We start from the raw sequence: 12822 nt of genomic DNA, 5'->3' as shown, positions 1-12822 counted from the left end.
CGGGAGACTGTCAGGCAGGAACTACGTGCCCGGAATGGACGATATTCGCACGCTGAATATGTGCGTGACCCGGTGCACCGGTCCGTCTCACGGCAGCGGCACGGTCTGCTCGGTCGGCACGTGCGGCGCGCCTTCGCTGAACGTGTCGAACATCATCGAGCGCAGCCACTGATTGGCGGGATCGCGATGATATTTGGCGGACCAGAATACGTTGAGCGGGATCGCTTCGAGCTTGATGGGCATCGGCGCCCACGCGAGATCGAACGGCACGATGCTGCGGTTCACGAGCCGCCCCGGCAGTGTCGCGATCAGATCCGTCTCGCTGAGAATATGGCCCACTGCCGCGAAGTGCGGAATCCGCAGCTTCACGTTGCGGCGCACGCCGAGGCGCTCCAGGTCGTGTTCGATCATCATGTGCCCCGTATGCGCGGCCAGCACCACGAGGTGATCGGCCTGCCCGAACTCTTCGAGCGTCACGCCGCCCTTGTCGAGCGGATGGCCCTTGCGGAACGCGCAAACGTACTGGCTCGACGTGAGGCGGCGCTGAAACATGCCGGTGTTCAGGTGGGGCAGCCAGCCGATGGCGAGATCGACGGCGCCCGTTTCGAGCTCGTCCTTCAGATTGGACTCGTCCTTGCGGACCGTGCTGATGGATACGTTCGGCGCGAAGCGTTCGAGCGCGCGCATCAGGTTCGCGAGGAAGTCGATTTCGCCGATATCCGTCATCGCAATGGTAAAGCTGCGATCGCTCGTCGCCGGATCGAAATCCATCTCCAGGTTGACGACGCCCTGAATCAGCCGCAACGCTTCGTTGAGCGGGCCGGCCAGCCGCTCGGCGTAGGGCGTGGGCTGCATGCCGCGGCCCGTGCGCAGCAGCAGATCGTCGCCGAGCAGCGCGCGCAGCCGGTTCAGCGCATTGCTCATGCCGGGCTGCGACATGCCGAGATTCTCCGCTGCCTTCGAGACGCTCTTTTCCCGCACGAGTTCGGCAAGTACCAGCAGCAGGTTCAGATCCAGATTGCGTAATTCCATCAGTCTCGCCCCCGATATTGCTGGCGATTATATCGTGCATTCGCGGGCCTTTATTGGTCGGCGGCGAGCTCTCGCCGATCATGTTTCCAGCAACAACGACAGGAGACAACGCATGAGCATGGAATCCGTTCCGATTTCGTTCGTTCATAAATGGAAGGACGAAGGATCGAGCCGCATCCCGTTCTGGGTCTATACCGATGAGTCGGTTTATCGCCGCGAACTCGAGCGAATCTTCTACGGCAAGCACTGGAACTACGTCGGCCTCGAAGCCGAATTGCCGAACCACGGTGATTTCAAGCGCACCTGGGTCGGCGAGCGCTCCGTCATTCTGGCGCGCAACGAAGACGGTTCCGTCAGCGCGGTGGAGAACATCTGCGCGCATCGCGGCGCGGCATTCTGCCGTGAACGCACCGGCAACCGCAAAGAGTTCCTGTGCCCGTATCACCAGTGGACGTACGACCTCAAAGGCAATCTGACGGGCGTGCCGTTCCGACGCGGACTCAAGAAGGACGGCGAAATACGCGGCGGCATGCCGGCCGATTTCAAACCGGCCAATCACGGCTTGAACAAGCTCAAGGTCGCGGTACGTCACGGCGTGATATTCGCGTCGTTCGATCACGACGTGGAGCCGCTCGAAGACTATCTCGGTCCGCAGATCCTGCCTTACTTCGACCGCACGTTCGACGGCCGCAAGCTGAAGATTCACGGTCACGCGCGCCAGCGCATTCCCGGCAACTGGAAGTTGATGCAGGAGAACATCAAGGACCCGTATCACGTCGGTCTCCTGCATACCTGGTTCCTGATGTTCGGCCTGATTCGCGGCGATCAGAAGTCGCGCATCGTGACGGATGCACATGGCCGGCACGGCGCGATGGAGTCGACCCGCGAGGCGACGGGCAAGGGCGATGTCAGCGAAGGCCTGCACAGCTTCAAGGACGACATGCACCTGAACGACGAACGCATTATCGACATCGCGCAGGAAGACTGGTGGAACGGCCCCACGGTCGTGATGCTGACGCTCTTTCCCAATCTGATCGTGCAGCAGCAGTCGAACAGCATGTCGATGCGGCAGATCATTCCGCGCGGCACGGGGGCGTTCGATTTCGTCTGGACGCACTTCGGCTTCGAAGACGACGACGCCGAGATGGAGACGCGCCGGATGCGCCAGGCCAACATGTTCGGCCCGGCGGGCTACGTCTCCGCGGACGACGGCGAAGTGCTCGAGTTCTGCCAGGAATCGTACGACAGCGGCGATAGCGGGCGCGTGACGATTGCGGAGCAGGGCGGACGCGACTGGAGCGAATCGACCCACACGATTACCGAGAACGTGCTGCGTGGCATGTACGCGTACTGGCGCAAGTTGATGGAGATCTGACCCATGCAGCACACCAATCCGCAAATGGACCTGCTCGACGTGATGGCGTTGCACAGCGAATACAGCGCGTGCGTCGATGCGGGCGAGTTCGATCGTTGGCCTGATTTCTTCGTCGACGACTGCGACTATCGCATTCAGGCGCGCGAGAACTTCGACGCGAAGCTGCCGCTTTGCATCATGTGGCTCGAAGGCAAGGGCATGTTGCGCGATCGCGTCTACGGGGTGCGTGAAACGCTTTATCACGATCCCTACTATCAGCGGCACATCGTCTCGGCGCCGCGCATTCTCTCCGCCGACGCCAACGAGATTCACGCCGAGGCGAACTATCTCGTGCTACGTACGAAGCGCGACACGTTTTCCGAACTCTTCAACGTGGGCCGCTACATCGACACGCTCGCGCGCACGCCGGACGGCCTGAAGTTCAGGACGCGCGCCTGCGTATTCGACAGCGAGTGGATTCGCAACTCGATCATCTACCCGATCTGAGCCGGCAGGCTCCGAAGGAAACGTCACGATGAAATACGTCAAGCTGGGCAACAGCGGCCTCGCCGTTTCCCGCATCGCGCTGGGCATGATGTCTTATGGAACGCCGCAATGGCGGCCGTGGATACTCGACGAAGCCGCATCGCGTCCGATCGTGCAACGCGCGGTCGAACTCGGGATCAACTACTTCGATACCGCCGACATGTATTCGGCGGGACAGTCCGAAGTACTGACGGGCCAATTCGTGCGCGAATTCTGCCGCCGCGACGAAGCGGTGATCGCGACGAAGGTGTTCTATCCCGTCGAGATGGCGTTCAAGGGCGGTGCCGTGGGCGGGACGAAACCGCCGAAGCAACCCAACTCGGACGGCCTGTCGCGCAAGCGCATCCTGCATGCTGTCGACCAGAGCCTCGCAAGGCTCGGGACCGACTATATCGACCTGTACCAGATCCATCGCTTCGACTACGAGACGCCGCTCGAGGAGACCATGGAAGCGCTTCACGACATCGTGAAGGCCGGCAAGGTGCGCTACCTGGGTGCAAGCAGCATGGCGGCATGGCAGTTCGCCAAGGCTCAGCAGATCGCACGCGAGAACGGCTGGACGCCGTTCGTCAGCATGCAGAACCACTACAACCTCGCGTATCGCGAGGAAGAGCGCGAAATGATTCCGCTGTGCCGCGATCAGGGTGTCGCGGTGATTCCGTGGAGTCCGCTCGCGCGCGGATTTCTTTCCGGCCGCCGCAAGACGGACGCGGCGGTACAGGATTCGACGCAAGACTCGACGCAAGACTCGACGCAAGACGCGGCGACCCTGCGGGCAAGAACCGACGACGTCGCGCAGAAGTACTACTGCCGGGACAGCGATGCGCGTGTGCTGACCCGACTGGGCGAGCTTGCCGCGCGCCGAAACCTCAGTCACGCGACGCTCGCGTACGCCTGGCTTTTGCACAAGAACGTGACGGCACCCGTGATCGGCGCAACGCAGCAAGCTCATGTGGAGGACGCCGTCGCGGCAATCGACGTGAATCTGTCCGCCGACGAGATCGCGGAACTCGAAGCGCCTTATGAGCCGCATCCTGTGATCGGTCATAGCTGACGGCTTGACCGCAACGGCACTGCACACCACGTACCACGCACCGCGGGAAAAGAAACGATCCCGTCGATGCTTCGCGTGGGGCCGCTTGCGGCGCAGCCCGCCTACGTGGGCGACATAAAAAGAATCAAGGAGACAATCGATGCAACACCCCGCAGGGTCACCCGGGCAACGCCCGTCCGGTGTCACGCCGGGCGGCGCGGCGCTGCAAGCCTGGTATCGCTCGCTCAATCGTCAGCAGTGGAATGCGCTATGCGCGTCGAACCTCGGCTGGCTGTTCGATGGCTACGAAACCTACACACTGATCCTGACGGTCGGCATCGCGCTGCGCCAGTTGCTCGAGCCGGCGATGCAGGCGCAGATTCCCTTCTATGCGGGCCTCGTGATCGCGCTGACGCTGCTGGGCTGGGGCGTGGGCGGTCTGATCGGCGGCGTGCTGACCGATTACATCGGCCGCAAGCGGATGATGATGCTGGCGATTCTCGCCTATTCGCTGACCACGGGCCTGAGCGCATTCGCGTGGAACTGGGAGTCGTTCGTGGTGCTGCGCCTGATCGTCGGTCTTGCGATGGGTTCGGAGTGGGCCACGGGCACGGCGATGACGGCCGAACTCTGGCCGGACCGCCATCGCGGCAAGGGAGCGGGGCTCATGCAGTGCGGGCTCGGCATGGGCTTTTTCGTCGCGTCGCTGGTGTGGCTCTTCATGAGTCAGGCGGGCGAGCTTGCGTGGCGCTATATGTACCTGCTCGGCGTGCTGCCCGGCCTTGTCACCTTGTGGATGCGCTCGAATATTCCGGAGTCCGAGCAGTGGGAGCGCGTCAATGACGATCGCAAGAGAATCCGTGGACTCAAGCGTCAAGGCGGCGCGGTATCGAGCCACGAACAGGCGTTGAGCCGCTTTACGCTCGTCGATCTGTTCTCCGAACCGACCTTGCGGCGCCGTACTTTGATCGCGGTATTCATGTCGCTGACGACGACGCTCGGCTGGTGGGGCATTTCCACCTGGGTGCCGCCTTATATCGGTTCGGTGGCTGCGCACGCGGGATTGTCCGCGGCGCGCTGGGCGAGTTTTGCGGGCATGGCATACAACGTCGGCGCGATTGCGGGCTATATCGGGCTCGGTTTTCTCGCCGATGCCTATGGCCGCAAGCGCGTGACGTTCCTGTTCTTCGGCATGGCGCTCGTCATGACGCCCGTGCTGTTCATGTGGACGCACGACATCGGAATGCTGCTGCTGGTCTCGGCCGTGACGGGCTTCTTCAGCCTCGGTCAGTACACGTGGATGCCGACCTGGTTGCCGGAGCTCTATCCGACACGCATCCGCGGCACGGCGATCGCGTTCTGCTTCAACGTGCCGCGTTTGCTCGCATGGTCGGGCCCGCTCGTCGCGGGCACGCTGATCGCGCGCTTCGGCGGCTACGGCCACGCCGCCGTGACGGTGGGCTTCATCTATCTCGTGGGGTTGTCGCTCACGCCGTTCCTGCCGGAAACCGTCGGCAAACCGTTGCCCGAGGACGTGTAACGCGCCGTCGCTCCGCACCGGTCACAGGGATGCAAGCCGGTGCTTCAGACAATAGAAGAGGAGACCTTGGACAATGAGAAAACGAACTCTGGCGCTGCTTGCGTCGAGCATGCTGGCAACCGGCGCCTATGCGCAAAGCAGTGTCACGCTTTACGGCAGCATCGATGAAGGCATCACTTACAACACCAACAACATGGGGCACGGCACCGCGACGCTTGGCCCGGTTGCCGTGCCCGATTTCTTCGGACTGCGTGGCGTGGAAGATCTGGGCGGCGACCTGAAGGCGCTATTCGCCTTGCAAAACGGCTTCAAGTCGAATACGGGCCAAGGGACGATTGCGGGTCAGGCGTTCAGCCACTTTTCATGGGTCGGACTATCCAGTTCCCGTTTCGGTACGCTGACGCTGGGCCGTCAACTGGATCTCGCCGCGGACGCGTTGCGCGTCAACTCGAATGGCAGCCTGCAATACACGTTTTATCTGTTTCATCCGGCTAATCTCGACAATCTGGGAATCGTCGGCGATTCGATCAACAATTCCGTGAAGTACACGACGCCGTCGTTCGATGGATTCACTGCTAGCACGCTGTACGGTTTCGCCGATTCCACCACGCAACCGGGCCGGGTGGTAAGCGCGGATATCGTCTATGCCTAGGGGCCGTTGCGTGCGTCGGCCGTCTACAGTAGCTGGCGCAATCACGCGATTGCGCTGGTATCGGGGCTCGGCCTGACGTCGTTTCTTGGGCAGCCGCTGGCGGGGGGGCAGACCTTCGTCGCGCGAAAGCAGGATATTTTCGGCTTGTCGGCGTTCTACAAGGCCACACCCAGATTCGACCTGCACGGCGTGTTGACACAGGTGAATCTTTCGACGGACACCCAATCGGCTCGTATGAGAACCGCGGAACTCGGTGCGGACTATCACGCGACGGCGGCCAATACCGTGACGGTTGGCGGTTACCTTTCGTGGCTTTCGGGCACGCGCTATGCCGAACTGGGTATCGGCAACGTCTACGCACTTTCCAAAAGGACCGTCGTGTATGCACAGGTGACCTATCAGCATGCCGATGGCGTCGGCAATGCGGCGATGCCATTGCTTGCGCCGTCGGATAGCCCGAATCAGACCGCGTTTCGTATCGGCGTGCATCACTTCTTTTAACGGGTATGCATCGTGCGAATACAAGGGATTTCCCCAGGCCGGGACGGCGGTGGAAGCCGCCGATGCGACGCATCGGATACCTGATCGATTTTGTCCGATCATTTCAACGAAATCTTTTTGCAAGGGATCGGACGCCGAGCCTTCATATCCCGATGCTCTAATCTATTCGCCGCGTAGTCCCCGCATCCCGATGACATGCGCACACCGGTGTACGCCAGTGCGAATCTGATCGTTGCCCGCGCAGGCTTCGTGGTCATCCCCAATCAATACGAATTCAGCGAGGAGCACGACATGCAATGGCGCCATCTAGCACTTGGTTTACTCTCCGTCTCGGCATTCGCATCGACCGTTGCATGGGGCGATAACGACGATCATGGCCGGAACGACCGGCATGACGAGATTCGCACGGCTACCCCGATCAAGCATCTGGTCGTGATCTACGGCGAGAACGTATCGTTCGACCATTACTTCGCGACTTACCCGCAGGCGGCCAACCTGCCGGGCGAGCCGGCATTTCACGCGCAGGCCGGCACGCCGCAGGTGAACGGTCTGTCCGGCGCCTTGCTGACCAACAACCCGAACGCCACGAATCCGGGTAACGGCACGGCGGCATTCAATCCGTTCCGTCTCGACCGCACGCAGGCGGCCACGGCCGACCAGAACCACGCCTATACGGCCGAGCAGCAGGCTTACGACAACGGCGCGGCCGATCTCTTCCCGGAATACACGGGCAATGGCACGACCGGCGGGATCGGCGCATTCGGCACGAAGGGCCAGGTGATGGGCTACTTCGACGGCAACACGGTGACCGCGTTGTGGAATTACGCGCAACGCTTCGCGATGAGCGACAACGCCTACACGTCGACCTACGGCCCTTCGACACCGGGTGCGCTCGAAGTGGTCGCGGGGCAGACCAATGGCATGAAGATCGTGGCGACGACGAAGCAGCCCTCGGTCGCGGGCTCGTACTACGTCAATGACGGCCAGAACGGCTTCACGATGATCAACGACGTCGACCCGGGCTACGACACCTGTTCGAGCAAGACCGATTCCGCCATGATGACCGGCAAGAATATCGGCGACCTGCTGAACACGCGCAACATCACCTGGGGCGGCTTCATGGGCGGCTTCAACCTTTCCACGGTGAACAGCAACGGCACGACCGGGTGCCTGCGCAGCACGATGTCGCCGGTCGTCGGCGCGGCGACGGCCGACTATATTCCGCACCACAACTGGTTCCAGTACTTCGCGTCGACGTCGAATCCGCAGCACCTGCGCCCGAGTTCGATGGCGGCGATCGGTCACAGCACGGAGAAGGACGGTCGCACGCCGGACCCCGCCAATCACCAGTACGATACCGACGACTTCTTCAACTCGGTGAGCGCGGGTAATTTCCCGGCGGTCAGCTTCCTCAAGGCCCCGGCCTACCAGGACGCTCACGCCGGCTATTCGGACCCGCTCGACGAGCAGGCTTTCGTCACGAAGGTCGTCAACTTCCTGCAGCAGCAGAAGGACTGGGACGATACGGCCGTGATCGTGGCGTGGGACGACTCGGACGGCTGGTACGACCATGCCTATACGTTGCCGACGAGCGCGTCGTTCGATTCGGTCGCCGATCAGCTGAATGGCTCGGGAATCTGCGGCACGGGTTCGGCGCGCAACGGTGTGAACAACAAGCCCGTGAACGGCCGCTGTGGTCCGGGCACGCGCATTCCGTTCGTCGTGATCTCGCCGTGGGCGAAGCAGAACTTCGTCGACCATACGCAGATCGACCAGACGTCGGTGGTCCGCTTCATCGAAGACAACTGGCTTGACGGTCAACGTCTCGGCGGCGGCTCGTTCGATGCGAGCGCGGGCAGCATCATGGGCATGTTCGACTTCGATCGCCGCGGCGAGGGCCGCTACAAGCACCCGCTCTTCCTCGATCCGCAGACGGGCCTCGTCGTCGACAAGGCACCCAAAATCTGACGCTGTGCAGGCTGCCCTGATACCGATATGACGGTATCGGGCAGCCGTGCAGGACGATCGGACTTCGGCCGGTCGCGCTCGACGCAGGTCCGCGACCGGCATGACGAGCGCTTGCCGTTCCCCACTTCGAGCCAGTCTGTTCGCTGGCTCGATTTTCTATTTGTCGACGCCAGAATCCTCACCATGAGTCTTCGTTCGAACTCCGTATCGGTGTCCAATCTGCAGGCAAACCAACAACCGGGCCCGGCGGATGTGCCGCGGACCGTACGTCGCTTTCTACTATCAATGGCCGTCCTTGTCGTGCCGGGTGTGTTCGCGGCAGCCGCCCATGCGGTCTCGAATCCCGGGCCGATGCCTGCAAGCGCCGGCGAAGCCGTGGCCAATTTCACGGGGGACAATCCTCACCCCGTGCATCTGGTGCGTCCGGCCGAGGCGCCGCTGAGCGCGGTCGCGATGCTCGGCAAGCAACTCTTTAACGACCCATCGCTTTCCGCATCGGGGAAACAGTCGTGTGCCTCGTGTCATAGCGCGCAGCATGCGTATGGGCCGCCGAACGGCCTGTCGGCGCAGATCGGCGGCCCGCATATGAATCTGGCCGGCTACCGTCCGCCGCCCTCGTTGGCCTATCTCTACCGGCAGGCGCCGTTCAGCATTGGGCCCGATCAGGCTGACGTGGATACGGCGGTCAACTTGAACGATGCGGCCAGCGCCGCACAGGGCGTGCAGCGCGCCACGAAAACGGCGGGCGTCGCGCCCGCCGCGCCGGCGATAGTGCCGCAAGGGGGCCTGTTCTGGGACGGCCGCGCGGACTCGCTGCAGCAGCAGGCAGACGGGCCGATGCTGAATCCCGTTGAAATGGCTAACAGCAGTACTGACCAGATCGTGGCCAAGCTGGAACATTCGAAATACGCGAGCACGCTCAGGCAGCTATTTGGCGCCAACCTCTTCAGCAACCACGAACTCGCGCTTTCCGAAGCAATGTTCGCCATCGGCCGTTACGAGTTCGAGGACGCGTCCTTTCATGAATTCACGAGCAAGTACGATTACTGGCTCGAAGGCAAGGCTCGCCTCAGTCAGGCCGAGTTGCGCGGGCTGAAGCTTTTCAACGATCCCGACAAGGCGAACTGCGCGGGCTGCCATCTGAGCCAGCCGACCAAGGACGGATTGCCGCCGCTCTTTACCGACACGCAATACGAAGCGCTCGGCGTGCCGCGCAACCGGGCACTGCCCGCCAACAGGAATCCGAAGTTTTACGACCTCGGGGTCTGCGGCCCGTTTCGTACTGATATCGCGCAGCAGACGCAGTATTGCGCGATGTTCCTCACGCCGACGCTGCGCAACGTCGCGACGCGCCATGTGTTCTTCCACAACGGCGTCTATCACGACCTCAGACAGGTGATGGATTTCTATAACCTGCGCAATACGAATCCGGCCAGAATTTACCCGAAGAATGCCGCGGGCAAGGTCGAGAAATACGACGACATTCCGGTGAAGTACCAGGCCAACGTCGACGTGACGGACGCGCCGTTCGACCGCAAGATGAGCGACAAACCGGCGATGACGGACCAGGATATCCGCGACATCATCGCCTTTATGAAGACGCTGACCGACGGGTATAAGCCGTCGGGCAACTAGCGCGAGGTGCGTGTGCGACGCCGCGCCAGCACACTCAGCGATTCGTTCAGGGCCTGCGCGTCGATGCCGCGTGTGATGAAGACGATGCGCGTGCGCCGGTCCGCTCCCGGCCATGCCGGCAGCAGTTGCGGCGGCTGGAACAGGTGCTGCACACCGTGGATCACCATCGGTTGTTTGGGGTGTTCGGCAAGATGCACGATGCCTTTGACGCGCAGCAGGTCCGTGCCGCGCAGGGCGATCACGGTATCGAGCCAGTGGGCGAAGCCTTCGCGTGACAGTGGCTCGTCGCGCACGATGACGAACGAGCGAATGTCGTCGCGGTGCGTCGGTGGCGCATCGGATGTCGCATTCGCCGGGCGGGCGGCCAACCGGTAAAACGGTGCCTGTTCCGCCGGGGCGGTTCCGAAGTCGGCGCGAGAATCGGAGCAAGGAGCGGAACAAGAAGCGGCGCGCATCAGCCCGCGCAGCGCGTGCGGCTGCATGACCGGATCGGCGTGGCACGCAGCCTGCGGGTTCAGCGCCGCGAGGCGTTCCAGCAGGGCGGCGGGCGGTACGCCATTCAGCAGGTCGAGCTTGGTGAGAAACAGCGCATCGGCCACCGCCACTTGCCGCGCGGCCTCGGGCTCGCGTTCGAGCGTCCCCGAGCCCAGTATCGCGTCGACCGTGCAGGCCACACCGGCCAGCGCAAAACGCTCGCGCACCGCCGCGTCGCCCATGAGCGTGCGCAGGATGGGCCCGGGGTCGGCCAAGCCGCTCGTCTCGATCAGCACCTGGCGCAGCGCCGGCTCGTTGCGCGTGCTGAGGCGCACGAGTGCTTCGACCAGATCGCCGCGCACCGCGCAGCACAGGCAGCCGTTCGCCAGCAGCACGGTATCTTCGGTCGTACTGGCGATCAGGTCGTGGTCGATGCCGACCTCGCCGAACTCGTTGACGATGACGGCCGTGCCGTGCAGGTCCGGCAGGGCCAGCAGGCGGTTGAGCAGGGTGGTTTTGCCGCTGCCGAGAAAGCCGGTGAGGACCGTCACCGGAATCCGTTCGCCCGCGGCCGGCGAGGTGGCCAGCAAAGCCGAAAAGTGTCCGCCCGGCAGGCTCATGGCGAAATCTCCTCTAGCGCACGGTTGCTGGTTTCGATCATGTATTTGGAGGTCAGCAGTCCCACCACGGTCGCCGCCGCGAACATCAGGAACACCACGCCGATGCCTTGCGCCGATAGCACCACGCCCACCACGACCGGCGCCACCGCCGAAGCCACGCGCAGCCAGGAGGTGGCCAGGCCGGTTCCGATGGCGCGCATCCGGGTCGGATAGATCTCGGGCGTGTAGAGGTAGAGCAGCACGGTCGTGGTGCCCATCACCGCATAGGCCGACGAGGCCAGGATCGCCACCGACCACGGGCTTCTCGCTCCGAGCGCCGCCAGCAGGGCGAGCAGCGCGCCGCTGACGAGGAAGCACGCGCCGGTCCAGCGGCGGCGGCCCACGCGGTCCACCAGCAGCGCGCAGACCAGCACCGCGCAGGTGCTCAGCACGTTGGTGATGGAGGCCATGCGCAGCGACTGCTGCAGCGGCAGGTGATACACGGTCCGGTACAGCGTCGGGAGCCAGTTGTTGATGCCGTTGGCGACGAAGTACGACGAGGCCCACAGTACCCACACCACCAGCGTGCGAGGTAAGTACACCGGCGAGAACATTTCTTTCCACGATCCCTTTTGCGGCGTGCTCGACTGTTGCACGTCGATCAGCGCTTGCAGGCGCGCCTCGATCTCGGCGTGATCGCGCTGCGGGTCGAGGCTGCGGCGCGGCGTGCTGGATTCCAGCCCCGCGATCACGGCGTCGGCTTGCTCGAAGCGGCCTCGCGCCGCCAGCCAGCGCGGCGATTCCGGCAGCCGGACCATGAACAGCAGGATCAGCAGCCCGGGAATGCCGCCCACGAGGAACATATAGCGCCAGCCGAAGGTCGGCACCACGAATGAACCGACCTGGGCCGCCGCGAGCAGGCCCAGCGGGAAGATCAGTTCATACAGGATAAAGAAGCGCCCGCGCCCCTTGGCCTGCGACAGCTCGTTGATATAGGCCGCGGCGATCGGCACCTCGCCGCCCACGCCGATGCCCTGCAGGAAGCGCAGCGCGAACAGCATCGGGAAGTTGCCGGCGAAGGCGCAGGCGATGCTCATCGCTGACATCAGCGCCACGGCGATGGAAATGCCGGGCACGCGTCCGGCCCGCTCGGCGAGCCAGCCGAAGAACAGCGCGCCGATCACCTGGCCCGCATAGCCCGCCGCGATCAGGAAGCCCACCTGCGCATGGTTCAGATGCCATAAGCTCACCAGCACCGGCAGCACGAAGGCCAGTGAGAGTGCGTCGAAGGCGTCGAAGAAGGTGGCGCTGCCCATGACAATGCGCGCCCTCGTGTGCCAGCGGCAGAACGGCACATTTTCGATGCGAAACAGCAACCGGGCTGTTCGCTGCGCGTCGGTCAGGCCCGACACCGCGGCGATCGCGTCCGCTTTCATGAAGTTGTCTCCTTGGCGAGGCGCGTGCCCCGCGCTTTTTTGTGTGCTTCGG

The 12822-nt window shown here is 63.2% G+C and carries 11 protein-coding genes; 8 read left to right on the top strand and 3 right to left on the bottom strand.

What is annotated here, in order from left to right:
* Positions 1-87: 87 nt before the first annotated feature.
* Positions 88-1032 carry a LysR family transcriptional regulator gene (locus tag F3J20_RS09270; protein ID WP_167043388.1) on the bottom strand — a complete coding sequence of 315 codons (945 nt, stop codon included), beginning with the start codon at positions 1030-1032 and terminating at the stop codon, positions 88-90.
* 118 nt (positions 1033-1150) lie between these two features.
* Here F3J20_RS09270 and F3J20_RS09265 point away from each other — a divergent pair, with 118 nt between their 5' ends.
* The 8 genes from F3J20_RS09265 (at position 1151) to F3J20_RS09235 (ending at position 10261) form a co-directional block, all read left to right on the top strand.
* Positions 1151-2407, top strand: coding sequence for an SRPBCC family protein (locus F3J20_RS09265; protein ID WP_167043579.1), 1257 nt, complete (start codon positions 1151-1153; stop codon positions 2405-2407).
* 3 nt (positions 2408-2410) lie between these two features.
* Positions 2411-2893 (top strand): aromatic-ring-hydroxylating dioxygenase subunit beta, encoded by a 483-nt coding sequence (locus tag F3J20_RS09260; protein ID WP_240159017.1) that lies wholly within the window; start codon positions 2411-2413, stop codon positions 2891-2893.
* Between the two features lie 28 nt (positions 2894-2921).
* Positions 2922-3986 carry an aldo/keto reductase gene (locus F3J20_RS09255; RefSeq protein ID WP_167283235.1) on the top strand — a complete coding sequence of 355 codons (1065 nt, stop codon included), beginning with the start codon at positions 2922-2924 and terminating at the stop codon, positions 3984-3986.
* A 139-nt stretch (positions 3987-4125) separates the two neighbouring features.
* A complete protein-coding gene (locus F3J20_RS09250; RefSeq protein ID WP_167283234.1) occupies positions 4126-5505 on the top strand; it encodes an MFS transporter in 1380 nt (459 codons plus the stop codon).
* 73 nt (positions 5506-5578) lie between these two features.
* Positions 5579-6157, top strand: a complete 579-nt coding sequence (locus F3J20_RS32050) for a porin (RefSeq protein WP_240162744.1) — start codon at positions 5579-5581, stop codon at positions 6155-6157.
* A gap of 6 nt (positions 6158-6163) precedes the next feature.
* Entirely contained in the window at positions 6164-6658 is a 495-nt protein-coding gene (locus F3J20_RS32045; RefSeq protein ID WP_240162743.1) for a porin, read from the top strand.
* A 291-nt stretch (positions 6659-6949) separates the two neighbouring features.
* Positions 6950-8626, top strand: coding sequence for an alkaline phosphatase family protein (locus F3J20_RS09240; protein ID WP_167043575.1), 1677 nt, complete (start codon positions 6950-6952; stop codon positions 8624-8626).
* Between the two features lie 285 nt (positions 8627-8911).
* The gene (locus tag F3J20_RS09235; protein ID WP_240162742.1) at positions 8912-10261 is read left to right on the top strand and encodes a cytochrome c peroxidase; all 1350 of its coding nucleotides are present in this window, start codon (positions 8912-8914) and stop codon (positions 10259-10261) included.
* Here F3J20_RS09235 and F3J20_RS09230 read toward each other — a convergent pair.
* Entirely contained in the window at positions 10258-11355 is a 1098-nt protein-coding gene (locus F3J20_RS09230; RefSeq protein ID WP_167283232.1) for a GTP-binding protein, read from the bottom strand. The two genes, F3J20_RS09235 and F3J20_RS09230, sit on opposite strands and share 4 nt — an antisense overlap.
* Positions 11352-12770: an MFS transporter gene (locus F3J20_RS09225; protein ID WP_167043376.1), complete on the bottom strand. Its 1419-nt coding sequence runs from the start codon at positions 12768-12770 to the stop codon at positions 11352-11354. Before F3J20_RS09225 ends, F3J20_RS09230 begins: the two co-directional genes overlap by 4 nt.
* Between the last annotated feature and the right edge of the window lie 52 nt (positions 12771-12822).

The organism is Paraburkholderia sp. Cy-641 (genome assembly GCF_011752945.1).
Lineage (GTDB): Bacteria > Pseudomonadota > Gammaproteobacteria > Burkholderiales > Burkholderiaceae > Paraburkholderia.
Note: the sequence above shows the minus strand (reverse complement) of the source record. Positions and strands in the feature narration are given on the sequence as shown.